The sequence below is a fragment of the Thermaerobacter nagasakiensis genome, from assembly GCF_055396825.1.
Genome location: NZ_AP043740.1, coordinates 1150137 through 1175496, shown reverse-complemented (window position 1 = coordinate 1175496; position 25360 = coordinate 1150137). Strand labels below are relative to the sequence as shown.

The following is a 25360-nucleotide window of genomic DNA, read 5'->3' as shown; positions in this document are numbered from 1 at the left end:
CCTTGGCGACGATCTACTACGACCGGGACGCAAACCCGGAACTTATCCGGCGGCGGCGGGTCGCCGTCATCGGCTACGGCAGCCAGGGCCACGCCCAGGCCCAGAACCTGCGGGACCGAGGCGTCGAGGTGGTGATCGGCATCCGTCCGGGCCCCAGCGCCGACCGGGCCCGGGCCGACGGCTTCCCCACCTGCACCCCGGCCGAGGCGGCCGCCGGCGCCGATGTGGTGGTCATGCTGATCCCCGACGAGCGCCAGCCCGCCGTCTTCCAGGAGGCCATCGCCCCCCACCTGACCGAGGGCAAGGCCCTGGCTTTCTCCCACGGCTTCAACGTCCATTTCGGCCAGATCCAGCCGCCGCCCGGCGTCGACGTCTTCATGGTGGCGCCCAAGGCGCCCGGCCACCTGCTGCGCCGGTTCGTCCGGGAAGGGCGCAGCGTGCCCGGGCTGCTGGCCGTGGCCCAGGATGCCACGGGGCAGGCCCGGCAGCTGGCCCTGGCCTACGCCTGGGGGATCGGCTGCACCGGGGCGGGGGTCATCGAGACCACCTTCCAGGAGGAGACGGAGACCGACCTCTTCGGCGAGCAGGCGGTGCTCTGCGGCGGCGTGACGGAGCTGGTCAAGGCGGGATTCGAGACGCTGGTCGAGGCCGGCTACCAGCCCGAGATCGCCTACTTCGAGTGCCTCAACGAGCTGAAGCTCATCGTGGACCTGATGTACGAGGGCGGCCTGGCCCGCATGCGCTACTCCATCAGCGACACGGCCGAGTACGGTGACCTCACCCGCGGGCCGCGGATCATCGACGCCGGGGTCCGGCAGCGGATGCGGGAGATCCTGGCCGAGATCCAGAGCGGTGCCTTTGCCCGGGAGTGGATCCTGGAGAACCAGGCCGGCCGGCCGGTGATGAACGCCCGCCGCGCCCAGGAGGCCCGGCACCCCATCGAGGCGGTGGGCCGCCGGCTGCGGGCCATGATGGACTGGCTGCCCCGGGAGGATGGTGCCCCTGAGGCGGCCGGCCAGGGGCCGGCGGCGGGTACGGAGGCACGGGCCCTTGAGGAGGCCCCGGCGACCCCGGCGGCTGCGACGGCGGCCGCCCCGGCGGCCCGGGCGGGCTAGCCCGGCCCGGTACCGGCCGGAGCGGGACGAACCGGCTCCGGCCCGCACCCCAGAGGGAGGGATGCCCCATGGCGGATGGGGTTGGCGAGGTTACGCGGACCCCCATGGCTTGCACCGCCGGCTCGGCCCACGGCGGGGACGCCGGGTTCGACCGGGACCGGGTGCGGATCTTTGACACCACCCTGCGGGACGGCGAGCAGACGCCCGGCGTCGCCCTCACGGTGGACGAGAAGGTGGAGGTGGCCCGCTGGCTGGCGGCCCTGGGGGTCGACATCATCGAGGCCGGCTTCCCCGTCGCCTCCGACGGCGAGTTCGAGGCGGTGAGCCGCATCGCGGCGGAGGTCCATGGTCCCACCATCGCGGCCCTGGCGCGAACGGCGACGGTGGACATCGACCGGGCCTGGGCGGCCATCCGTCACGCCCGGTGGCCGCGGATCCACGTGTTCGTCTCCACCTCGCCCATCCACCTGGAGGCCATGCTGCGCATGACCGAGGACCAGGTGCTGCGGCTGGTGGAGGAGATGGTGGGCTACGCCCGGTCGCTCTGCCCGGACGTGGAGTTCTCCGCCCAGGACGCCACCCGCAGCGACGTGGGCTTCTTGGCCGAGGTGACGGCGGCCGCCATCGAGGCCGGCGCCGGCACCATCAACCTGCCCGACACCGTGGGCTACGCCACGCCCTGGACCTACGCCCAGATGTTCCAGGAGGTGATGGCCCGGGTGCCGCGGCCGGAGCGGGTGGTCTTCAGCGCCCACACCCACGACGACCTGGGCATGGCCGTGGCCAACGCCCTGGCGGCGGTGCGGGTGGGCGTGCGCCAGGTGGAGTGCACCATCAACGGCATCGGCGAGCGGGCGGGCAACTGCTCCCTGGAAGAGGTGGTGATGGCCCTGGCCGTGCGGGGCGACGTCTTCGGCGCCACCACCGGGGTCGACACCCGGCAGCTGGTTCCCGCCAGCCAGGTGGTCTCCCGCCTGACCGGGGTGCCCGTTCCGCCCAACAAGGCGGTGGTGGGCGCCAACGCCTTCGCCCACGAGTCGGGGATCCACCAGGACGGGGTGATCAAGAATCCCCTCACCTACGAGATCATCCGGCCCGAGGCGGTGGGCGCCGGCGGCTCCCAGCTGGTGCTGGGCAAGCACTCCGGCCGCCACGCCGTGCGGGTCGAGCTGGAGCGCCTGGGCTTCAGCCTGCCCGAGGACGCCTTCCGCGAGGTGTTCCGCCGCTTCAAGGCCCTTGCCGACCGACGGGAGTTCGTCAGCAAGGAGGCCCTGGCGCGGCTGGCGGCCCAGGTGCTGGAGGAACGCCAGCAAGAGAGCGGGGCCGCATCCCGGCTTGCCCACGGCGCCTGACCCCCCGAAGCGGGCCGTGGCAAGCACGGGGGCGACCCCCGCAAGACCGGGCGTGCGGCCGGGTCCCCAGCCCGGACGGCCGGCCGCATGCCCAGCCTATGAACATTCGCCGGCCGGGGTACCGGCCCCTGCGAAGGAGGTTCATCCCATGGCGGCCCAGCGCCCCATGACCATCACCGAGAAGATCCTGGCCGCCCACGCCGGCGTCCCCTGGGTCGAACCCGGCCAGCTGGTGGAGGTCCGGGTCGACTTCCTCATGGCCAACGACATCACCGCGCCCCTGGCCATCCGCGCCTTCCGCGAGATGGGGGCGACCCGGGTCTTCGATCCCGAGCGGGTGGCCATCGTCCTGTCGCACTTCGCCCCCAGCAAGGACATCCGCAGCGCCGACCAGTGCAAGGTGGCGCGGGAGTTCGCCCGGGAGCAGGGGCTGGTCCACTACTACGAGATGGGCGAGGGCATCGAGCACGCCCTGCTGCCCGACCGCGGGCTGGTTCTTCCCGGCGAGCTGGTGCTGGGGGCCGACTCCCACACCTGCACCTACGGGGCCGTGGGCTGCTTCTCTACCGGCGTGGGCAGCACCGACCTGGCCTACGCCATGGCCACCGGCGAGACGTGGCTCAAGGTGCCCGAGACGCTGAAGTTCGTCTACTACAACCGGCTGCAGCCCTGGGTGACGGGCAAGGATCTGATCCTTTACACCATCGGCCGCATCTCCTGCGACGGCGCTACCTACAAGGCCATGGAGTTCACCGGCGAGGCCCTGGCCGACCTCAGCATGGACGGGCGGCTGGCCATGGCCAACATGGCCATCGAGGCCGGCGGCAAGAACGGCATCTTCAATCCTGACCAGCGGACCCTGGACTACGTGGCGCGGCGGGCCCAGCGGCCCTGCAGCCCCGTCTGGTCCGACCCCGACGCGGAATACGCCGAGGTGTACGAGTTCGACGCCGCCCGGATCGAGCCCCAGGTGGCCCTGCCCTGGTCGCCCGACAACGTGCGGCCCCTGAGCCAGGTGGAGCGGGTCCCCATCGACCAGGTCTTCATCGGCTCCTGCACCAACGGGCGCCTGGACGACCTGCGCACCGCCGCCCGCATCCTGCGGGGCCGGAGGGTCCACCCGGAGGTGCGGGCCATCGTCATCCCGGCCTCCCGGGACATCTACCTGCAGGCCCTCAAGGAGGGGCTGATCGAGATCTTCATGGCCGCCGGGTGCGTGGTCAGTGCCTCCACCTGCGGGCCCTGCCTGGGCGGGCACATGGGCGTGCTCGGCAAGGGCGAGCGGTGCGTCAGCACCTCCAACCGCAACTTCGTCGGCCGGATGGGCCACCCCGAGTCGGAGTCCTACCTGGCCAACCCGGCGGTGGCCGCGGCCTCGGCGGTGGCGGGCCGGCTGTGCCATCCGGAGGAACTCGGCATCCGCTACGAAGAGGTGGCCGGGGTGGCGTGAGGCGCCGGCCGGTGCGGCCGCCGGTGGGCCTGCCGGCCGGCGGCCGGTTCGTCCCAGGACGGATGAGGAGGTGGCGGCCGTGGGCCGCGTGTGGAAGTACGGCGACGACATCAACACCGACGTGATCATCCCGGCGCGATACCTTTTCACCACCGATCCGGCCGAGCTGGCCGCCCACTGCATGGAAGACCTGGACCCCAGCTTTGCCTCTGGCGTCCGGCCGGGCGACGTGATCGTCGCCGGGCGCAACTTCGGCTGTGGCTCGTCGCGGGAACACGCGCCGGTGGCCATCCGGGCCGCCGGGGTGCAGTGCGTCATCGCCCGCTCCTTCGCCCGGATCTTCTACCGCAACGCCATCAACGTGGGGCTGCCCATCCTGGAGTGCCCGGACGCGGTGGCGGCCCTGGAGACGGGGGAGCAGGTGGAGGTCGACCTGGCCACCGGCACCATCCGCCGGGTGGCCACGGGCGAGACCTTCCAGGCCGCTCCCTTCCCGCCCTTCATGCAGGAGATCCTGCGCTGCGGCGGGCTGGTGGAGTATGCCCGGCGCAAGCTGGCCGCCCAGGGCGCCGGGGGCGGCGGAGGGGGTGCCGGCCGTGGCGCCGCCGGCCGGTAGTGTTTCCGCTGGCAGCAGGGTGGCCGCGGGTCCCGCGGCGGCCGTTGCGACGACGGCCGCAGGCGGTGCCCGCGCCCGAGTCGCCGGGGCGGCGGGGCATCCCACAGGACCAAGGGCTGCCGCGGCGGCAGATCCTGCTCCGGCAACAGGTCCCGCCACGCTAGCAGGGCGTCCCACAGCAGGAGCCACGACCGCACCAGACGGCGGCCGCACGGCGGCCGGAAGCTGGTGGAGGGGGCGAGGAACATGACCTGTCGCATCGCCGTCCTGCCGGGCGACGGCATCGGGCCTGAGGTGATCCGGGAAGCCGTGCGGGTGGTCGAGGCCGTGGGCGCGGCGACGGGCATCGCCTTCGACTTCACCGAAGCCCCCATCGGCGGCGCCGCGGTGGAGGCCACCGGCGATCCCCTGCCGCCCGAGACGGAACAGGCATGCCTGGCGGCCGGCGCCATCCTGCTGGGTGCGGTGGGCGGCCCCCGCTGGGACCGCGAACCGGCGGCCCGCCGGCCCGAGACGGGCCTGCTCCGGCTGCGGAAGGCGGTGGGCGCCTACGCCAACCTGCGGCCGGTGCGGGTTCATCCGGCCATGGCCGGCCGGGGGCCCCTGCGGCCCGAGGTGGTGGGGACCGGCATCGACGTGCTGATCGTCCGGGAGCTGACGGGCGGCCTCTACTACGGCGAGCGGGGCCTCCAGCAGGAGCCCTTCGGCGAGAGGGCCTACGACACCATGGTCTACACCACGCCGGAAATCGAGCGCATCGTGCGCATGGCCTTCCAGTTGGCCCGGGGCCGGCGGCGCCGGGTGGTGTCCGTGGACAAGAGCAACGTGCTGGAGACCTCGCGGCTGTGGCGCCGGGTCACCGAGGCGGTGGCGGAGGAGTTCGGCGATGTGGAGCTGGAGCACATGCTGGTCGACAACGCCGCCATGCAGCTGGTCCGCAACCCCGGCCGGTTCGACGTCCTGGTGACGGAAAACACCTTTGGCGACATCCTGAGCGACCTGGCCGCCGCCCTCTGCGGCTCCCTGGGCCTCTTGCCCTCGGCCAGCCTGGGCCTGCCGGGGCGGCCGCCCCTCTTCGAGCCGGTCCACGGTTCGGCGCCCGACATCGCCGGCCGGGGCATCGCCAATCCCCTGGCCGCCATCGCTTCCGCCGCCCTGATGCTCCGGTATGCCTTCGGTCTGGAGCGGGAGGCCCGGGCCGTGGAGGACGCCATCGACGAGGTGCTGGCTTACGGCCCGTGGACGCCCGACATCGCCCCGCCCGGCGCTCCCGTAGCCGGAACGGAAGAGGTGGGCCGGGCCGTGGCCCTGAAGGTCAGGGAGCGGCTGGCTCCCGCGCCCCTGGAGCCTGTGGACGCGCCGCTGCAGGTGGCCTTCTGGGATCCGGTAGAGCCCGCTGATCCCGCGCCGCCCGGGGAGGGTTCCCCCGGTGGGACGGCCGGGACCACGGGAGAGACGCCTCCTGCGGCTGTGCCGGGATCTTCCCTTTCCGCCGCCGCTGCCCCGGCCGCTTCCGGCCCCGGGGTGGCCGGCGACAACCTGGCCGTGTCCTGGATCGCCGGCGACCACGGCTTCCGGCCGGTCCTTCCGGACGAACCGGACCCGGCGGCCCCGGGGGTGGCGCCGGTCGCCCCGCCCCCGGCCGGGGCGACCTCCAGCGGCCACCGCTGTAGCCACCGGACCCGCCACCCCGCCGGCCGCCGGGCGGAGTCGAAGGCCCGCACCCGGGCGGGGGCCGGGAGCCTGCCCGGGGCAGGGAAGGGAGCGTGACGCCCTTGACGGAAACGGCCACCCTGCGCAGCCGGGAGGTGGTGGAGGGGTTCCACCGCGCCCCCCACCGCTCCCTCTTCAAGGCCATGGGCTACACCGACGAGGAGTTGCGCCGGCCGCTGATCGGGGTGATGAACAGCCGCAACGAGATCATCCCCGGCCACGTCCACCTGGACAACATCGCCCGGGCGGTGTGTGACGGCATCCGCATAGCCGGCGGCACGCCGATCCAGTTCGGCGTCATCGGCGTCGACGACGGCATCGCCATGGGCCACCGCGGCATGCGCTTCTCCCTGCCCAGCCGCGAGCTGATCGCCGACTCCATCGAGACGGTGACCGAGGCCCACCAGCTGGACGGCCTGGTACTGATCCCCAACTGCGACAAGATCACGCCCGGCATGCTCATGGCCGCGGCCCGGCTGAACCTGCCCACGGTGGTGGTCAGCGGCGGGCCCATGATGGCCGGCAACGTGTTCGGCCGGGCGGTGGACCTGGCCACCGTCTTCGAAGGCGTCGGCGCGTTCCAGGCGGGCCGCATCACCGCCGAGGAACTCTTCGAGCTGGAGGAGGCCGCCTGCCCCACCTGCGGTTCCTGCTCGGGCATGTTCACCGCCAACTCCATGAACTGCCTCACCGAGGCCATCGGCCTCGGCCTGCCCGGCAACGGCACGATCCCGGCGGTGGAAGCCGCCCGGCTGCGCCTGGCCAAGCAGGCGGGCATGCAGGTGATGGAGCTGGTGCGCCGCGGCATCCGGGCTCGGGACATCCTGACCGAGGCCGCCTTCCGCAACGCCCTGGCCGTGGACATGGCCCTGGGCTGCTCCACCAACACGGTGCTGCACCTGCTGGCCATCGCCTACGAGGCCGGGCTGGCAGACGTCATCAACCTGGATTTGATCGACGAGATCAGCCGCTCCACGCCGCAGCTCTGCAAGCTCTCGCCGGCCGGCCCGCACCACATCCAGGACCTGCACCAGGCGGGCGGCATCCAGGCGGTGATGGCCGAGCTGCTGCGGGGCGGGCACATTGACGGCTCGGTGCTGACCGTGACGGGCCGCACCGTGGCCGAGAACCTGGCCGCCGCCGAGCGGCGCATCCTGCGGGCGCGAGCTTGGCGCTCCGAGGTCATCCGGCCGCTGGAAGAACCCCACAGCCCCGAGGGCGGCCTGGCGGTGCTGCGGGGCAACCTGGCCCCCGACGGCGCCGTGGTCAAGCAGGGGGCGGTCCACCCCGCCATGCTGCGCCACCGCGGGCCGGCCCGCGTCTTCGACGGGGAGGAAGAGGCGGCCGAGGCCATTCGCCGGGGCCGCATCCGCCCGGGCGACGTGGTGGTGATCCGCTACGAAGGGCCCCGGGGCGGCCCGGGCATGCGGGAGATGCTGGCCGTCACCGCCGCCCTGGCGGGCATGGGCCTGGACCGGGAGGTGGCCCTGATCACCGACGGGCGCTTCTCCGGCGCCACCCGCGGCGCCTCCGTCGGCCACGTCTCCCCGGAGGCGGCGGCCGGCGGCCCCATCGCCCTGATCGAGGAGGGCGACGTCATCGAGATCGACATCCCGGGCCGGCGCCTGGAGCTCCGGGTTCCTCCGGACGAACTGGCCCGCCGCCGCGAGCGGTGGCAGCCGCGGCCCCCGCGGGAGACGCGGGGCTATCTGGCGCGGTATGCCCGGGCGGTGACCTCGGCGAACACGGGCGCGGTGCTGATGGGTTGACCGGATGGGCGACAAGACGATCGGTTGAGGAGGGTTGCACCGTGTCTTCATCTGGCGAGCAAGTCGCGGCCCGCCCAGCTTCGACGACCGCCGCGGACGGACCTCCGCCCGGCCCGGAGGGGGTGCCCAACCCGGAGGGGAGGCAGTCCGGGCTCCTTCGGGCGGCGCCGGCAGCAGGCCATGGCCGGGTTGCCAACGGAAACCCGGCGCCGAGGGTAGCAGGTGACGACGGGGCAAGCAAGACAACCTCGGACGGCCGGGTGAGTTGGTGGAACGGAGCCGAGGCAGCCACGGCCGGGACCAGGCAGGCACCCGCCGCCGGCAGTGAGCATCCACCCGTGACCGCCGGTAGCGAGCGTGCACCCATGACCGGTGCGGAAGCGGTGGTGCGGGTCCTGGTCGAGCAGGGCGTGGAGGTGGTGTTCGGCATTCCCGGCGGCGCCGTGCTGCCCCTCTACGACGCCCTCTACGGTGCCCCCATCCGCCACGTCCTGGCCCGCCACGAGCAGGGTGCCGCCCTGGCCGCGGACGGCTACGCCCGGGCCAGCGGGCGGGTGGGGGTGTGCATCGCCACCTCGGGCCCTGGAGCGACCAATCTGATCACCGGCCTGGCCACCTCTTATCTGGATTCGGTCCCCGTGGTGGCCATCACCGGCAACGTGGGGCGGGCGTTCCTCGGCACCGACGCCTTCCAGGAAGCCGATACCTTCGGTGTCAGCATGCCGGTGACCAAGCACAACTACCTGGTGCTGGACCCCGAGGAGCTACCCGCCGTCCTGCGGGAGGCCTTCGCCGTGGCTGCATCCGGCCGCCCCGGGCCGGTGCTGGTGGACATCCCCAAGGACGTCTTCACGGCCACCATCTCGCCTCGGGCCTGGGACCGGCCGTTGCGGCGTTCGGTATCTTGTTTCGGGCATTCCGCCGCGGATTCCGGGACGGGCCTCGCCCGACCCACCCCCCCTGGGCGCTGGCATCCTCGCCCGCACGACGCGGAGCGCCTCGAGGAGGCTGCCCGGCTCATCGCCCGCGCCCGCCGGCCCGTGCTCTATGCCGGGGGCGGCGTGATCGTCGCCGGGGCCGCCGAGGCGCTGCGCCAGCTGGCCGAAGGGGCGGTTCTTCCGACCACGACCACCCTCATGGCCTTGGGCGCCATGCCGGGCGACCATCCCCTCTTCCTCGGCATGCCCGGCATGCACGGCACCTACGCCGCCAACATGGCCCTGACCGAGACCGATTGCCTGATCGCCGTCGGGGCCCGCTTTGACGACCGGGTGACCGGCAGGGTGTCGGACTTCGCCCCGGAGGCCGCCATCATCCACATCGACGTCGACGCCGCGGAACTGGGGAAGGTCAAGGCACCACGGGTGGCCATCGCCGCCGGCGCCCGGGAGGGACTCGAGGCGCTCGGGGCGGCCCTCGGCCGGGTTCCTCCAGACGCGTGGGCCGATCGCAGCCCGTGGCTCGAGCGGGTGAACGGTTGGAAGCGGGCGCACCCCTACCGCTATGACCGGGGCTTGGCCCGCCGCGAGCTGCTCCCCCAGGCGGTGATCGAGGAGCTCGAGCGCGCCACGGGCGGTGACGCCCTCGTGGTCACCGGCGTCGGCCAGCACCAGATGTGGGCGGCCATGTTCTACCGCTATCGTTGGCCCCGGCAGTTTTTAACCTCCGGGGGCCTGGGCACCATGGGCTACGGACTGCCCGCCGCCCTCGGCGCCCAGCTGGCCCGCCCGGACGCCCGGGTGCTGTGCATCGACGGCGACGGCAGCTTCCAGATGAACGTCCAGGAGCTGTCGACGCTGGCCGAGCTAGGGCTACCGGTGAAAGTCTTCGTTATTAATAACCGCGCCCACGGCATGGTGCGGCAGTGGCAGGACCTGTTCTACGGGCAGCGGCTGTCGGCCAGCGTCTTCGAGCACCAGCCGGACTTCGTCAAGCTGGCCGAGGCCTACGGCATCGCCGCCTTCCGCATCACCCACCCGGACGAACTGGCCGGGACGGTGCGCGAGGCCCTGGCCCGCCCGGGGCCGGTGGTGGTGGACTGCGTGGTGCGGCAAGAGGAGCACGTGCTGCCCATGGTGCCGCCGGGGGCGGCGCTGAAGGAGATGATCGTGGGGTAGCCGGCAGGCTACCCCGCAACGTTATCGGGCCACAACGTCGTCGGGTACCCGCCGGTGGGATACGGCGGCACCGGCTGATGCCGTCGCCCCCTCCCCCGCCCGCAGGTGGCAGGCCACCCAGTGACCGCCGCCGATGTCCACCAGCGGCGGCTCCTTCTCCCGGCAGATCTCCTCCGCCAACGGGCAGCGGGTGTGGAAGCGGCAGCCCCGCGGCGGGTTCAAGGGACTGGGCACGTCGCCCTGGAGGATGATGCGCTCCCGCTTCACCGTAGGGTCGGGGATGGGGATTGCCGACAGCAGCGCCTCGGTGTAGGGGTGCCGGGGATTGCGGTAGAGCTCGTGCTTGTCCGCCAGCTCTACCAGCTTCCCCAGGTACATCACGCCCACCCGGTTGGAGATGTGCTTCACCGCCGCCAGGCCGTGGGCGATGAACAGGTAGGTGAGACCGAACTCCCTCTGCAGGTCGGCCAGGAGGTTGAGGATCTGGGCCTGGATGGACACGTCCAGGGCCGACACGGGCTCGTCGCATACGATCAGTTTGGGGTTCAGGGCCAGGGCCCGGGCGATGCCGATGCGCTGCCGCTGGCCGCCCGAGAACTCGTGGGGGTAGCGGTGGGCGTGGGCCGGAGACAGGCCGACCACTTCCAAGAGCTCCTTGACGCGCTTCCGCTTGGCCGGGCCCCGCGCGACGCCGTGGACCTCGAGAGGCTCTCCGATAATCTCCTCCACCGTCATCCGCGGGTTGAGGGAGGCGTAGGGGTCCTGGAACACGATCTGCATCTCGCGGCGCAGCCGGCGGAGTTCCTCGGGCTTCATCTTGAACACGTCCCGGCCCTCGAACAGCACGGAACCGGCGGTGGGCTCCTGCAGCCGCAGGATCACCTTGCCCAGGGTGGTCTTGCCGCAGCCCGACTCGCCCACCAGACCCAGGGTCTCCCCGCGGAAGATGTCAAAGCTGACGCCGTCTACCGCCTTGACGTGGCCGATCACGGTGGAAAACAGCCCGCCCCCGGTGACGGGGTACCACTTACGCACATCCCGGACCTGCACCAGGACCTCCTGCTGGGGCCGCACGGCCTCCTCCGGGAATCGCGTCGCCACTTCGGCCGCCATCTCAGCCCACCCCCTCCCCGGTCAGGCGCTCCGCCGCCAGGTGGCAGGCCGCGTACCGCCCCTCGCCCAGCGGTTCCAGGCGGGGTTCGACCTCCCGGCAGGTGTCCGTGGCATAGGGGCAGCGCGGGTGGAACGGGCACCCCCGGGGCAGTTGCCCAGGGCTCGGTACGGTGCCCTCGATGGCGGGCAGCCGCTCCCGGTCTTCGTCGAGGCGCGGGATGGAGCGTAGGAGGCCTTCCGTGTACGGGTGGACGGGATTGCGGAAAATCGAGTACACGTCGCCTTCCTCCACCACCCGGCCGGCGTACATCACCACGACCCGCTCCGCCATCTCCGCCACCACGCCCAGGTCGTGGGTGATGAGCAGGATGGCCATGCCCAGCTCCTCCTTGAGCCGGCGCATCAGGTCGAGGATCTGGGCCTGGATGGTCACGTCCAGGGCCGTGGTCGGCTCGTCGGCGATGAGGAGCTTGGGATGGCAGGCCAGGGCCATGGCGATCATGACCCGCTGCCGCATCCCGCCCGACATCTGGTGCGGGTACTCTCGCACCCGCCGCTCCGGCGCCGGGATGCCCACGTGCCGGAGCATCTCCACCGCCTGTTCCAGGGCGTCCCGACGGCTCATGCCCCGGTGGAACATGAACACCTCGGCAATCTGGTCTCCGACGGTGAAGACCGGGTTGAGGGAGGTCATGGGCTCCTGAAAGATCATGGCGATCTCGTTGCCGCGGATGCGCCGCATCTCCTCTTCGGACAGGCGGAGGAGATCGCGCCCCTCGAAGATGATCTGTCCCGCCTCGATCCGGCCCGGGGGTGAGGGAATCAGACGCAGGATGGAGAGAGCCGTCACGCTCTTGCCACAACCCGATTCCCCCACCACCGCCAGGGTCTCGCCACGACGAATGGCGAGATCGACACCGTGGACGGCGGGAACCAGCCCCTCTTCCGTCTGGAAGCTTGTCCGTAGACCGCGGATCTCCAACAAGCAGTCCTGTTGCATGCGTTCTCACGCTCCGTCCAACCAGCCACAAGACGCAAAACATAACGTGGCCACATCGGCCCGGTACCTGCCGCCGCAGCCCGGCCCTGCCCCCCTGCCGTGCACAGTCGCAGCCCTCGACTCTGCCCGAGCGTCCTCAGGAACCCGCATCGGGGCGGCGCCGGCCAGGCCACCTCCCATCGCTCATGCGGCCTTGACGTTCCGCAGGCGCGGGTCCAGGGCATCCCGCAACCCATCGCCGACCAGGTTGAAGGCGAGCACGGCCAGGAAGATGGCAACACCGGGGATGGTCGCCAGGTGGGAGGCGCTAAAGATATACTGCCGGCCCTCGCCCAGCATCGCGCCCCACTCGGGGGTCCCCGGGGGCACGCCCAGGCCCAGGAACCCGAGGCCGGAGGCGACGAGGATGGTCGAACCCATGCTCAGAGTCGCCTGCACGATGACCGGGGGCCACGCGTTGACCAGGATGTGACGGAAGATCACACGCCCGTCCGAGACCCCGATGGAACGGGCGGCTTCCACGTAGGGCTGCTCTCTGAGCACCAGCACGACCCCCCGCACGATCCGTACAAAGGCCGGGATCGTCCCGATGCCCACCGACAGCACGGCATTCTCGACGCCGACGCCCAGCGCGGCCACCAGCAACAGGGCCAGGAGGAAGGTCGGGAACGAGAGCAAGATGTCCGTCACCCGCTGAATGATCAGATCGACGAAGCCCCCGTAGTACCCGGACACGACCCCCAGAGGAACCCCCACGGCCAAACCGATGGCCACCGCCAGGGCACCGATCGCCAGGGAGTAGCGCGCCCCGTAGAGGAGCCGCGCGGCCATATCCCGTCCCAGGTGGTCGGTCCCCAGCGGATGCTCTCGCGACGGCGGCTGGAAGACGGCCGAGAGCTTCTGGGCCTGCGGGTCGTGGGACGTCAGCACGGGCGCCAGGATGGCCAGCAACGTGAGCAGCACCACGATGACCAGTCCGACCACCGCCGGCCTGTTGCGACGAAACCGCCGCCAGAACGCCCCGCGCCGCGCCCGCTCGGGTACCCGGCCCTCGGGTGCCATGGGCGCCGTCTCAACCGTAGCGGATCCGGGGGTCAACGTAGGCATAGAGCAGATCCACCCCAAGATTCAAAAGGATGATCATGGTCGAGTAGATCAGGACGATGCCCTGCACCATGGGAAAATCCCGGGCAAAGATGGAGTCCACCAGCAGCAGGCCGATGCCCGGCCACGCGAACACGGACTCGGTGAGAACCGCACCGCCCAGCAGGGCGCCGAACTGCAGCGCGACCACGGTGACGATGGGGACCAGCGCGTTACGCAGGGCATGCCGGTAGATGATGCGCCGCCGCGGCAATCCCTTGGCCCATGCCGTACGCACGTAGTCCTGCTCCAGCACCTCGAACATCGTGGCCCGGGTCATCCGTGCCACCAGCGCGACCGAATAGGCAGTGAGGGTCAAGGCCGGCAACACGATGCTCGCCGGTTCGTCCGCCCCCGCCGCAGGCAGCAACTGCAGGCGCACGGCGAAGAGCACGATGAGCAGGAGGCCCAGCCAGTAGACCGGCATCGAGACACCGAGCAGGGTGCCAAACGAGGCCAGGTAGTCGAACAGCGTGTAGCGGCGGGTGGCGGCGATCACCCCCGCCGCCACCCCCGTTACCGTCGCCAGGGCACCGCTCACCAATGCCAGTTCCAGGGTGTAGGGCAGCCGCGCCAGGATCTCACGCAATACCGGTTGCTGGGTACGGGCCGAAACACCCAGGTCACCCCGGATCAGCCGGGAAAGGTAGGCCCCGTACTGCTCCAGGAACGGCCGGTCGAGTCCCAGCTGGGTGCGGATGCGCTCGACCTCCTGGGCGCTCGCCATAGGGCCGGCGATGACCACCGCCGGGTCACCCGGAATGAGCCGCACGGTGAGGAACACGGCGAAGGTGACGCCGAGCAAGGTGATCACGGCTGCCAACAGGCGCTTCACGATGTACCGTTTCATCGACGATCGAGGCGGCCCCCTCCCGCATACCCGTCACTGAACCGGCCGCGCGTAGATGGCATCGAACTTCTCGTTGGGCAGGTACGAGATGTTGGTCACCTCGGCCGAGTGTACGATCGGGAACCGCTGCACCCAGAGGAAGATCCAGGGCGCGTCCTCCCAGATGATCTTGGCCGCCTCACAGTACAGTTGCTCGCGCTTCGCCTGGTCGACCTCGCGGTTGGCTTGGGCCACCAGTTCCTCCACCCGCGGGTTGGTGTAGTAAGAGGACGCCAGGCCCTTAGGCGGGTGGTTGTCCTTGGTGAACTGCAGCATCTGCTGCTGGGCGTCCATGAAGGTCGGTGCCCAGCCCAGGATGTGGAGCTGCACCGTCGCCTGCTCGGGCGGTACCTGCACCGTGGCGGTGTAGGTCGGCCAGTCCATGGTTGACAGGGTCGTCTTGACGCCGGCCTGCTGCAAGAAGTTGGCGATGGCCTGGGCGGCCTGGTAGTCCTGCAAGTACCGCCCCGTCGGCGTGACGAACTTCAGCTCCAGGTTCGTCACCCCGGCCTCCTGCAGCAGTTGCTTGGCCTTCTCGGGGTCGTACGGGTAAGGACCCGTCTGGCAATACCCCAAGAGCGGCTTGGCCATGGGCGCGTCCATGACGTCTGCGGCGCCGAAGAGCACGTTCTTGATGATCTCTTCCTTGTTCACCGCGTAGTTAAGGGCCTGACGCACCCGCTTGTCCTTCAGCGCCGGGTGCTGGGTGTTGATCGCGACGAAGATCGTCCGGTCGCTGGGCGCGAGCAGGACCTTGACCTTCGAGTTCTTCTGCAACGCGGGAATGTCGGAGGTCGGCGGCAAGATGATCATGTCCACCTGACCGGCGAGCAGGAGGCTCTCCCGGGTCGCCGCCTCGGGCACGATCTGGAACACGACCTGGTCATAATAGGGTTTCTCGCCCCAGTAGTCCTGGAACTTCTCCAGGACGAGCTGGCTGCCCTTGGTGTACTGCTTCAAGACGTATGGACCCGTGCCCACCGGGTGCTGATAAGCCGTCATGCTGTTGCCGTGCTCGTTGACGGAATTCGGCGAGATCATCCCGGCCGCGGTGTAGGTGAGAGCGCCCAGCAGGTACGGCGCAGGCTCCTTGAGCTGGAGGGTCACGGTGTACTCATCCTGTACCTCCACGCCCTGGATCACCGCGTAACTCGCCCGCAGCGGCATCCGCACGTCGGGGTTCAGGATCCGCTCGATGTTGAACTTGACGGCCTCGGCGTTGAACGGCGTGCCGTCCTGGAACTTGACTCCCTGCCGCAGCTTGAAGGTGATCGACCGGCCATCGGGAGCCACCTGCCACGACTCCGCCAGAGCCGGTTGGATATTCCCGTCTTTGTCGATCTTGACCAGCGTCTCGACGATGTAGTCCACCATGTTGGCCACGGTGGTGGTGGTCATGCCGGCGGGATCCAGCGTATCGGGATCGATGCCCACGGCGATGCGGAAGGTCTTGTCCCCATCCGCACTGCTGCCGGACCCGCCCCCGGAGCTCCCGGACGGAGCGGCCCCGCCGCCCGAGCAGGCGGAGAGCAGCAGAGCGGCGACCAGGACGACGGCAAGTGCGATGAATGGCATGCGCCTCAGCGAACGCATCCGGCTTCCCTCCTCGCACGACACGATGGGTTTGACGACACGTTACGCGGCCTGGAGCCGGTGATGCCAGGGCCTGGGGGTCAGGCCTCCTCGCCCAGCCGCTGCAGCAACCGGACATACCCCCGCTGCCCGCGGTCGAAGTTCTCCAGGCGGAAGAACTCGTCCGGCGCGTGGAACCGCTCGTCCTCGACACCGAAGGCCACGGTGATGGTGTGGGCGCCCAGGTGGGCGAGGAACAGGGCCAGGACGGGTACGGTTCCTCCCGTACGGATCAGGTAGGGCTCCTTGCCGTACACCTCGGCCAGCACCTGGCGGGCCACCCGCAGGGCGGGCAGGTCCGGCGGCACCACGTAGGGGTGCGCGCTGCCGGGGAAGGGGCGCACGGTCACCCGCACGCCCGGCGGGGCGTTCTGCTCCACGTGGGCCTTGATGCAGGCGATGATCTCCTCCGGGTCCTGGTCGGGCACGAGGCGGCAGGAGATCTTGGCGTGGGCCTCGTTGGGGAGGACGGTCTTGGTGCCCTCGCCCTGGAAGCCGCCCCAGATCCCGTTGATCTCCAGGGTGGGACGGATCCAGGCCCGCTCCAGGGTGGTGTAGCCGGGCTCGCCGAAGGTCGCGGGCACGCCCAGGTTCCGGGCGTAGGCCTCCTCGTCGAAGGGGATGCGGGCCAGCATCTCCCGTTCCTCGGAGGAAAGGGGCGCCACCCGGTCGTAGAAGCCCTCGACCAGGATCTTCCCGTCCGGGCTGCGCATGGAGTCCAGCAGCCGGACCAGGGCGTGGATGGGGTTCTGGATCGTGCCGCCGTAGAGACCGGAGTGGAGGTCGCTGCTCGCACCCTGCACGTCGATCTGGAGCGCGCAGAGGCCGCGGGAGCCGACGGACAAGGAGGGCTGGTCCTCCGCCCAGTTGGCGCCGTCGGTGCTGATCACCAGGTCGCAGGCCAGAAGGTCCTTGTGCTGGGCGATGAAGGCAGGCAGCTGGGGGCTGCCGATCTCCTCCTGCCCCTCTAGGAAGAACTTGACGTTCAGGGGCAGCCGGCCCTCGCCGCGCAGCAGCGCCTCGACGGCGAACACCGCCAGGATGAAGTTGCCCTTGTTGTCGGAGGCACCCCGGGCGTAGACCCGGCCATCCCGAATCGACGGGTCGAAGGGCGGGCTCGACCACAGCTCGAGCGGGTCGACGGGCTGCACATCGAAATGGCCATAGATCAGCACGGTGGGCTTGCCCGGCGCGTGCAGCCACTCGCCATACACCACCGGGTGCCCGCCGGTCTCCATCACCCGCACGCCCTCAAGGCCCGCGGCCTCAAGCCGGCGTGCGACCCATTCCGCCGCCCGCCGTACGTCCTGGGCGTGTTCGGGCAGAGCGGAGATGCTCGGGATGCGCAGTAACTCGAGGTAGTCTTCGAGGAACCGGCTGCGGTGGTCATCCAGATAATGCTGCCAGGACGCCATGGTCGCGACCTCCTCGTCGTCAGGTCAGGGTTGCCTCGTCCTAACAAGCCGTCGGCAAGGATTCCCCGGGCAGGGACGGCGGCCGGCCAACAGCGCCCGGAATGGGGCATTCACACCGGCTGCCATCATGCCTGCTTGCCGGTATGCAGGTTGTTGTGCGATACATCCGCTTCTCGCCAATATTTCCCTAGATGGTTTCATATTTCGAAACAAAGTGGGGGCATGTTGTTGTTTCACAAGTCATACTCTGTAGATTCAGCAATTCCTGCTGGCGAGGTGCGGGGGTTCCTGACCGGCCGGGACGACGGGAGGCATTCCGTACCGGAAGGTGTCCTGTACAGCACAGGTCGAAGGAAAGGTGTTGATCGCAGGAACCAGATCGAAGAACCCCATGTGGGCGAAGGGAGACGTGAACACGGTGCCGGGGTCACGCCCGACGGTACGCACCGAGCGGCTCTGGGCCGACATCATGCAACTTGCCGCCTTCACGGAACCGGACCGACCATACACCCGCCGCGCGTTCACGGAGGTGTACCAGGCGGGCCGGCGCTGGCTCGCCGCCCGCATGCAGGAGGCGGGCCTGGCGGTTCGCGTCGACGCGGGTGGCAACCTGATCGGCCGGTGGGAGGGAACCGAGCCAGGGCGGTCGCCGTTGATGCTGGGATCGCACACCGACACCGTCCTCGATGGAGGGCGGTTCGACGGGGTGGCCGGCGTCCTCGGCGCCCTAGAGGCGGTGCGCGCCCTGCGGGAGGCAGGGGTACGGCTGCGCCACCCGGTAGAGGTTGTCGACTTCCTCGCGGAGGAACCCAGCGACTACGGACCCTCTTGCATCGGCAGCCTGGCGCTGACCGGAGGCCTCGCGCCGGAGATGCTGGCAGAGGTCAACCCGGCCGGTGAAACCTTGGCCGAGGGCATCCGGCGCATGGGCGGGGAACCCCGCAGCCTCTCCGCTCCCCTGCGCCGGCCGGGCGATGTCGCGGCGTATGTGGAGCTGCACATCGAGCAGGGGCCCGTGCTGGAGCAGCGCGGTGTACCCATCGGGCTCGTGACCGCCATCGCCAGCATGGAGTGGCACAGCGTGACCCTGGAGGGCCAACCGGGCCATGCGGGGACGACTCCCATGGAACTGCGGCGTGATGCCCTGGCGGCGGCTGCAGAGGTCATCCTGGCGGTCGAGCGTACGGGCCGTGAGCTTGCCACCGGCGGCCATTGCGTCGCGACCACCGGCCGCCTGCTCATCGAACCCAACAACGTCAACGTGATACCAGGACGAGTCGAACTCACGGTCGACGTGCGCAGCCACGACCCGCGGCGGCTGGCGCAGGCCTGGGCCGACATCCGCACCGCCATCGAGCGGATCGCCCGCACTCGCGGCGTGCAGTGGTCCAGCCGCTGCCTCGGACGGGCCGAGGGAGCCGCGGCCGACCCGCAGGTGATGGAGGCCCTCGAGGTCGCGGCCCACGAGCTGGGCTATCCGGTGCTGCACCTGGCCAGCGGCGCCGGGCACGACGCCATGCACCTGGCGCGCATCGCTCCCATGGGCATGCTCTTCATCCCCTGCCGCGGGGGCCTCAGCCACTGCCCGGAGGAGTGGTCTTCTCCCGACGACGTGGCCCGCGGTACCCAGGTGCTGGCCGTTGCCCTTCAATACCTGGACCGCATCCTCCCCTGAGAGGGAGCCCCGGCACCACGAGCCCCACCCGGCTTGCGCCCCGTGGCCGACCCCTGCCCCTGCATCCCGTCGCGCCGCAGGAGTTGGTCCCGATGGTGCAAACTGTTTCAGCCATCCGGGGGCAGAACACGGGGTGCCATTCCATAATTAAAGTATGCATTCCATGACGCGACACCACATTGCAGCCCGGGACGTGGAGTTCGCCTACTCCGAGCGGCTGGCCGCGCCGGTTCAAGCCCTGGCCGGCGTGTCCCTCAGCATCGAGCCGGGCGAGCACCTGGCCGTGGTCGGCTCCAACGGCAGTGGCAAGTCCACCCTGGCCCGCCACTTCAACGCCCTGCTCCTGCCCACCGCCGGAACCGTCCTGGTGGACGGGCGCGACACGCGCCACGTGCTGGCCGACCCCGCCCTGCGCAAGCAGGTCCGCGCCACCGTGGGCATGGTCTTCCAGAACCCCGACAGCCAGATCGTGGCCACCATCGTGCGGGAAGACGTGGCCTTCGGCCCCGAGAACCTGGGCGTCCCGCGGGCGGAGATCGAGCGGCGGGTCGCCGAAGCCCTGGCCTGGACCGGGATGGAAGCGGCTGCCCTGCGCCCGCCCCACCTGCTGTCGGCCGGCCAGCGCCAGCGGGTGGCCATCGCCGGCGTCCTGGCCATGCGGCCGCGAGCGGTGATCTTCGACGAGGCCACGGCCATGTTGGACCCCGCCGGCCGCCGCAGCGTCATGGCGATCCTTGACCGGCTGCACCGGGCCGGGGTGACGGTGATCCAGGTCACCCACCACATGGACGAGGCCGCCCGGGCGGACCGGGTGGTGCTCCTCCACCGGGGGCGGGTGGAAGCCGATGGCCCGCCGGGCACCGTGCTGGTCGAACCCGAGCGGCTGCAGCGTTACGGCCTGGATGTGCCGCCCACGGTGGCCATCGCCCGCCAGGTGGCCCGGGCTGTGCCGGGCTTTCCCGCCCGGGTGCTGACCGTCGACGAACTGGTCCAGGCCGTGCTGGAGCGAGCCGCTTCCCGGGCCGGATTGACGACAGCCCATTTGACAACCCCGAACGGTGAAGCGCCTCGCGGGGGCACCCCCAGTGGCGCTGCCTTCAACGCAGCCCCTTGGACGGGGACATCCCCCTGGCTGGGGGGAACCGGAGCAACCGGCGGTGCCGGCAGGGCCCCCCAGGGGGCCTACCAGGCCGCTGGCGGCGGGCAGCCGGGCGAACCCGCCCCGACGTCGGCGGAACCCCATGGCGGGGCCCCCGGTGGGCGCCGCCACCTGCCGGACCCCGTCATCCTGGTGGAAGATCTGGCTCGCGACTACCTGCCGGGTACGCCCCTCGCCCACCGGGCTTTGGACGGGGTTTCCCTGGCCGCCGGCGCCGGCGAGGTGGTGGCCATCATCGGCCCGACGGGCTCGGGGAAGTCGACCCTGATCCAACACTTCAACGGCCTGCTCCGGCCCCAGCGGGGCCGGGTCCGGGTGGCCGGCATCGACCTGGCCAGCCCCCGGGCGGACCTGCGGGCCCTGCGCCGGCGGGTGGGCATCCTCTTCCAGCGGCCGGAGGACCAGCTGTTCGAACGCTTCGTAGGCGACGACGTGGCCTTCGGCCCCTACAAGTACGGCCTGCGCGGCGATGCCCTGCGCCAGCGGGTCCGGTGGGCCATGGACGTGGTGGGCCTGGACTTTGACACCTTCCGCGACCGGCCCGTCTTCGCCCTCAGCGGCGGCCAGCGGCGCAAGGTGGCCCTGGCGGGCGTGCTGGCCCTGCGCCCCGAGATCCTGGTCCTGGACGAGCCGGCGGCCGGCCTGGATCCCCAGAGCCGCGTGGAGCTGCTGGCCATCCTGGCCGAGCTGCGGGAGCGGGAGGGGCTGACGGTGGTGCTGGTCAGCCATGACCTGGACGAGGTGGCCCGCCTGGCGGACTACGCTTACGTGCTGGCGGGGGGCCGGGTGGTCCTTCACGGCACGCCCCGGTCCCTCTTCGCCCGCCCCGCGGCCCTGCAAGCCCTGGGGCTGGACGTGCCGCCGGCGGCCCAGGTGGCCCACCGGTTGCGGGCCGCCGGGCTGCCGGTACCCGCCGGGGCCATCCACCCCCAGGAGGTGGCCGCAGCCATCACCCGGCTGCTCACGGTGCCCGAGGAGGCCCACGGCCGTGCAGGAGTTTGACCTGCTGCGCAACATCACCATCGGCCAGTACCTGCCCACGGGGTCGGTGATCCACCGGCTGGATCCCCGGGCGAAGCTGCTCTGCGCCACCATCCTGCTGGTGACCATCACGGTCAACGCCAGCTACACGGGCCACGGGCTGCTGCTCCTGGTTCTGGCGGCCATCCTGGCCCTGGCGCGGATCCCGCTGGGCTACGCACTGCGTGGCGTCCTGCCTGCCCTGCCCTTTCTCGTCATCCTGGCCGCGATCCAGCTGCTGTTCTTCGGCCGGAGCCTGGACCCGTCAAGCCCCGTACTCTGGGAGTACGGGTTCGTGGTCATCACCCAGGCCACGGTGAAGACCATCGCGGTCTCCTTCCTGCGCCTGGTGGAGCTGATTTTGCTGGCCAGCACGGTGACCTTCACCACCGCGGTCACCGAACTGGCCCACGGCCTCGAGGGGCTGCTCCGCCCCTTGCGGCCCTTGCGGGTTCCGGCGCACGAGCTGGCCCTGATCGTCACCATCGCCCTGCGCTTCGTGCCCACCTTCGCCCAGGAGCTGGAGCGGATCATGAAGGCTCAGGTCTCCCGCGGTGCCGACTTCGGATCGGGCGGCCGGTTCAACTTCGTCCGCCGGACGGTGAGCATGCTGCCTTTGCTGGTGCCGCTGTTCACCATCGCCCTGGAACGGGCGGAAGAACTGGCCCTAGCGATGGAGGCGCGGGGCTACGTGGGCGGCCAGGACCGCTCGGCCCTGATCGAGCTGCGGGCCACGGCCCGGGACGGGGCAGCGGTGGCCCTCAGCCTGATGGTCGCCCTGGTGGTTCTTCTGGTACCGTTTCCCTTTTGACAGGGACCGGAAAGGAGGTAAGTTTCAATGACCGATTTCGGCCCGTCCAACACCCGCCCGTCCAATTACAGCCTGTCGGTACGGCGGATCGTCGTCGCCGGGGTGCTGGCCGCCGTCGCCATCCTGCTGGGCGTGACGCGGCTCGGCTTCATCCCGATGCCGACGGGGATCAACGCCACCATCATGCACGTGCCGGCCATCATCGGTGCCGTGGTGGAGGGCCCGCTGGTGGGCGCCATCATCGGCACCATCTTCGGCATCTTCAGCCTGGTCAACGCGACCCAGCCCCTGTTCATGGATCCGCTGGTGGCGATCCTGCCGCGGATCGTCATCGGCATCACGGCCTACTATGCCTACGCCGCCCTGCGGCGGAACGAGTGGCTGGCCCTGGGGGTCGCGGCGGCGGTGGGGACCCTGACGAACACGGTCCTGGTGCTGACCATGGCCACCCTGCGGGGCTACCTGCCCGCCAACGTCGCCCTCACCGTAGGGGTGACCCACGGCATCCCGGAGATCATCGTGGCCGCCATCGTCACCTACGCCGTGGCCGTGCCGTGGAAGCGGCTCGATGGGGGGCAGCCGCGACGCTCCTAACCGCCCCGACCTACCCGAGCGTCACTCTGTCGGCTGCGGCCGTGTCAAGTTGTACGAAGGAGTTGGCGTGTCGAATGCGAAACGGATCCCCTTAACTGGGGGGCGGCTGCGGGTTGGCGGTGACGCCATGAACTCAAATACCCGATATCTCATCGAAGCCCAGGACGTGGACTTCGCCTACTCCGCACGGTTGGCCGCGCCGGTACAGGCGCTGGCGGGCGTGTCCTTGCGGATCGAGGCCGGGGAGCACGTAGCCATCGTCGGGTCCAACGGTAGCGGCAAGTCCACCCTGGCCCGCCACTTCAACGCGCTCCTTCTCCCCACTGCGGGCACCGTCTACGTCGCCGGCCACGACACCCGGCTGGTCACCGGGGATCCCACGCTGCGGAAACACATCCGGGCTACGGTCGGCATGGTTTTCCAAAACCCCGACAGCCAGATCGTGGCCACCATTGTCCGAGAAGACGTCGCCTTCGGCCCCGAGAACCTGGGCATCCCGCGGTCTGAGATCCAGCGGCGCGTGGAGGAAGCGCTGGCTTGGGTCGGCATGGCCGCGGCGGCGCTGCGGCCTCCCCATCTGCTGTCGGCCGGACAGCGGCAGCGGGTGGCCATCGCCGGCGTGCTGGCCATGAAGCCGCGGGCGGTGATCTTCGACGAGGCCACCGCCATGCTGGACCCCAGCGGCCGCCACAGCGTCATGGAGATCCTGCACCGGCTGCACCGGGCGGGAGTGACGGTCATCCAGGTCACTCACCACATGGACGAGGCGGCCCTGGCGGACCGGGTCGTGATCCTTCACCACGGGCGAATCGCGGCGGACGGCGCGCCGGACACCGTGCTGGTCGAACCGGACCGCATCAAGAGATTCGGCCTGGCCGTCCCCCCGACGGTGGCCATCGCCCGTCAGGTCGCCAGCGCCGTTCCCGGTTTCCCCACCGGCGTCATGACCGTCGAAGACCTTGTGCACGCCGTTCTGCGCCGTGCCGACGGAACTGGGACCCGCGTTGCACCCCCGCACGTTGCACTCCCGCCACGGGACTTGCCGGGGCGCCGCATCCAGGATCCCATTCTTGAGGTCGAGGAATTGACCCACGACTACATGCGGGGAACGCCGCTCGAGCACCGGGCCCTGGAGGACGTGTCGCTGGCCGTGGGCGCCGGCGAGGTGGTGGCCATCATCGGCCAGACGGGGTCCGGCAAGTCCACCCTTATCCAGCACTTCAACGGGCTGCTGCGGCCCCACAAGGGCCGGGTCCGGGTGGCGGACTTCGACCTGGCGAACCCGCGGGTCGACGTGCGCGCCCTGCGCCGGCGCGTGGGCATCGTCTTCCAGCGGCCGGAGGACCAGCTGTTCGAACGGTACGTGGGGGACGACGTGGCCTTCGGCCCGTACAAGTACGGCCTCCGCGGTGAGGCGCTGCGTGAGCGGGTGCGCTGGGCCCTGGGCGTCGTCGGCCTGGACTTCGAGACCTTCCGGGACCGGCCCATTTTCGCCCTCAGCGGCGGCCAGCGCCGCAAGGTGGCCCTGGCCGGCGTGCTGGCCTTGCGACCTGAAATCCTCGTACTGGACGAACCGACGGCGGGCCTGGACCCGCAGAGCCGCGACGAACTCCTGTCGATCCTGGCCGAGCTGCGGGAGCGGGAAGGGCTGACGGTGGTCCTGGTCAGCCACAACCTGGACGAGGTCGCCCGCCTGGCCGACTATGCCTACGTCATGGTGGGCGGTCGTGTCGCCCTGCACGGGACGCCCCGCCAGCTCTTCGCCCACCCGGCGGCCCTGGAAGCGGCGGGGCTCGACGTACCCCCAGCGTGCCGGGTGGCCCACGAGCTGCGGGCCGCCGGCCTTCCCATTCACGCCGGTGCCATTCACCCCCACGAGGTGGCGGAAGCCATCGCCCGGGTCCTGACGGTGCCTCAGGAGGCGCAGAACCGTGCAGGAGTTTGACCTCCTTCGCAACGTCACCATCGGGCAGTACCTACCCACCGGGTCGGTGATCCACCGGCTGGACCCGCGGGCCAAGCTGCTGTCCGCGACCGTATTGATCGTCGCCATCACGGCCAACGCCAGCTACGCTGGGCACGCGGTGCTGCTGCTGGTCTTGGCAGGAATCCTTACCCTGGCGCGCATTCCCCTGGGCTACGCCCTGCGCGGCGTGCGCCCTGCCCTGCCCTTCCTGATCATCCTGGCCCTCATCCAGCTGCTGTTCTTCGGCCGGAGCATCGACCCGTCGAGCCCCGTGCTGTGGGAATACGGGTTCGTCGTGATCACCCAGGCCACCGTCAAAGCCATCGTCGTGTCCTTCTTCCGGCTGATCGAACTGATCCTCCTGGCCAGTGTGGTGACATTTTCCACCGCCGTCACCGAGCTATCCCACGGCATCGAGGGGCTCTTGCGCCCCTTCCGGCGGCTGCGAGTACCCGCCCACGAGCTGGCCCTGATCGTGACCATCGCCCTCCGGTTCGTGCCGACCTTCGCCCAGGAACTGGAGCGGATCATGAAGGCCCAGGTCTCACGGGGAGCCGACTTCGGGGCCGGTGGCCGGTTCAACTTCGTGCGCCGGACGGTGAGCATCCTTCCCCTGCTGGTGCCCCTGTTCACCATCGCCCTTGAGCGGGCGGAGGAACTGGTCCTGGCCATGGAGGCCCGGGGTTACGTCGGGGGGCAGGATCGCTCCGCGCTGGTCGAGCTCAAGACCACGTGGCGGGACGCGGTGGCAGTCCTATGCAGCCTCGCGGTATCCGTGCTGGTGCTGGTCGCGAGGTTCCCGTTTTAAAGT

Annotated in this window: 19 protein-coding genes; 13 read left to right on the top strand and 6 right to left on the bottom strand. The window is 70.5% G+C overall.

Annotated features, from left to right (window positions below):
- The first annotated feature begins 2 nt into the window (after positions 1 to 2).
- The 7 genes from ilvC to ilvB all read left to right on the top strand — a co-directional run bounded on the left by ilvC (position 3) and on the right by ilvB (position 10132).
- The gene (gene ilvC / locus ACZ5T9_RS05055) at positions 3 to 1115 is read left to right on the top strand and encodes a ketol-acid reductoisomerase (protein WP_464834218.1); all 1113 of its coding nucleotides are present in this window, start codon (positions 3 to 5) and stop codon (positions 1113 to 1115) included.
- A 68-nt stretch (positions 1116 to 1183) separates the two neighbouring features.
- Positions 1184 to 2467 (top strand): 2-isopropylmalate synthase, encoded by a 1284-nt coding sequence (locus ACZ5T9_RS05050; RefSeq protein ID WP_464834217.1) that lies wholly within the window; start codon positions 1184 to 1186, stop codon positions 2465 to 2467.
- A 148-nt stretch (positions 2468 to 2615) separates the two neighbouring features.
- The gene (gene leuC, locus ACZ5T9_RS05045; RefSeq protein WP_460039870.1) at positions 2616 to 3917 is read left to right on the top strand and encodes a 3-isopropylmalate dehydratase large subunit; all 1302 of its coding nucleotides are present in this window, start codon (positions 2616 to 2618) and stop codon (positions 3915 to 3917) included.
- Positions 3918 to 3996: 79 nt separating this feature from the next.
- On the top strand, positions 3997 to 4533 hold the full coding sequence (locus ACZ5T9_RS05040) for a 3-isopropylmalate dehydratase small subunit (protein ID WP_464834216.1): 537 nt from the start codon (positions 3997 to 3999) through the stop codon (positions 4531 to 4533).
- Between the two features lie 246 nt (positions 4534 to 4779).
- Positions 4780 to 6303 (top strand): 3-isopropylmalate dehydrogenase, encoded by a 1524-nt coding sequence (leuB, locus tag ACZ5T9_RS05035; protein ID WP_464834214.1) that lies wholly within the window; start codon positions 4780 to 4782, stop codon positions 6301 to 6303.
- A gap of 23 nt (positions 6304 to 6326) precedes the next feature.
- Positions 6327 to 8015 (top strand): dihydroxy-acid dehydratase, encoded by a 1689-nt coding sequence (ilvD, locus tag ACZ5T9_RS05030; protein WP_464834395.1) that lies wholly within the window; start codon positions 6327 to 6329, stop codon positions 8013 to 8015.
- Between the two features lie 365 nt (positions 8016 to 8380).
- The gene (gene ilvB / locus ACZ5T9_RS05025; RefSeq protein ID WP_464834212.1) at positions 8381 to 10132 is read left to right on the top strand and encodes a biosynthetic-type acetolactate synthase large subunit; all 1752 of its coding nucleotides are present in this window, start codon (positions 8381 to 8383) and stop codon (positions 10130 to 10132) included.
- A gap of 21 nt (positions 10133 to 10153) precedes the next feature.
- On the opposite strand, the gene ACZ5T9_RS05020 is transcribed toward ilvB, so the two are convergent.
- The 6 genes from ACZ5T9_RS05020 to ACZ5T9_RS04995 form a co-directional block, all read right to left on the bottom strand.
- The gene (locus ACZ5T9_RS05020; protein WP_464834211.1) at positions 10154 to 11245 is read right to left on the bottom strand and encodes an ABC transporter ATP-binding protein; all 1092 of its coding nucleotides are present in this window, start codon (positions 11243 to 11245) and stop codon (positions 10154 to 10156) included.
- 1 nt (position 11246) lies between these two features.
- On the bottom strand, positions 11247 to 12245 hold the full coding sequence (locus tag ACZ5T9_RS05015) for an ABC transporter ATP-binding protein (RefSeq protein WP_464834209.1): 999 nt from the start codon (positions 12243 to 12245) through the stop codon (positions 11247 to 11249).
- Positions 12246 to 12428: 183 nt separating this feature from the next.
- Positions 12429 to 13229, bottom strand: a complete 801-nt coding sequence (locus ACZ5T9_RS05010) for an ABC transporter permease (protein ID WP_242823227.1) — start codon at positions 13227 to 13229, stop codon at positions 12429 to 12431.
- 88 nt (positions 13230 to 13317) lie between these two features.
- The gene (locus ACZ5T9_RS05005) at positions 13318 to 14238 is read right to left on the bottom strand and encodes an ABC transporter permease (protein WP_464834208.1); all 921 of its coding nucleotides are present in this window, start codon (positions 14236 to 14238) and stop codon (positions 13318 to 13320) included.
- A gap of 33 nt (positions 14239 to 14271) precedes the next feature.
- The gene (locus ACZ5T9_RS05000) at positions 14272 to 15870 is read right to left on the bottom strand and encodes an ABC transporter substrate-binding protein (RefSeq protein WP_464834207.1); all 1599 of its coding nucleotides are present in this window, start codon (positions 15868 to 15870) and stop codon (positions 14272 to 14274) included.
- An 80-nt stretch (positions 15871 to 15950) separates the two neighbouring features.
- A complete protein-coding gene (locus ACZ5T9_RS04995; protein ID WP_464834206.1) occupies positions 15951 to 17324 on the bottom strand; it encodes a dipeptidase in 1374 nt (457 codons plus the stop codon).
- 418 nt (positions 17325 to 17742) lie between these two features.
- Between ACZ5T9_RS04995 and ACZ5T9_RS04990 the strand changes: the two genes are divergently transcribed.
- The 6 genes from ACZ5T9_RS04990 to ACZ5T9_RS04965 all read left to right on the top strand — a co-directional run bounded on the left by ACZ5T9_RS04990 (position 17743) and on the right by ACZ5T9_RS04965 (position 25357).
- Positions 17743 to 18999, top strand: a complete 1257-nt coding sequence (locus ACZ5T9_RS04990) for an allantoate amidohydrolase (RefSeq protein WP_464834204.1) — start codon at positions 17743 to 17745, stop codon at positions 18997 to 18999.
- 163 nt (positions 19000 to 19162) lie between these two features.
- On the top strand, positions 19163 to 21160 hold the full coding sequence (locus ACZ5T9_RS04985; protein WP_464834202.1) for an ABC transporter ATP-binding protein: 1998 nt from the start codon (positions 19163 to 19165) through the stop codon (positions 21158 to 21160).
- Complete coding sequence (locus tag ACZ5T9_RS04980) at positions 21147 to 21989, top strand: energy-coupling factor transporter transmembrane component T family protein (protein ID WP_464834201.1); 843 nt, start codon at positions 21147 to 21149, stop codon at positions 21987 to 21989. Before ACZ5T9_RS04985 ends, ACZ5T9_RS04980 begins: the two co-directional genes overlap by 14 nt.
- A gap of 27 nt (positions 21990 to 22016) precedes the next feature.
- Positions 22017 to 22583 carry an ECF transporter S component gene (locus ACZ5T9_RS04975; RefSeq protein WP_464834200.1) on the top strand — a complete coding sequence of 189 codons (567 nt, stop codon included), beginning with the start codon at positions 22017 to 22019 and terminating at the stop codon, positions 22581 to 22583.
- 127 nt (positions 22584 to 22710) lie between these two features.
- Positions 22711 to 24528 (top strand): energy-coupling factor transporter ATPase, encoded by a 1818-nt coding sequence (locus ACZ5T9_RS04970; protein ID WP_464834199.1) that lies wholly within the window; start codon positions 22711 to 22713, stop codon positions 24526 to 24528.
- Complete coding sequence (locus tag ACZ5T9_RS04965) at positions 24515 to 25357, top strand: energy-coupling factor transporter transmembrane component T family protein (RefSeq protein ID WP_464834197.1); 843 nt, start codon at positions 24515 to 24517, stop codon at positions 25355 to 25357. The genes ACZ5T9_RS04970 and ACZ5T9_RS04965 overlap by 14 nt, the downstream gene beginning before the upstream one ends.
- Positions 25358 to 25360 lie beyond the last annotated feature (3 nt).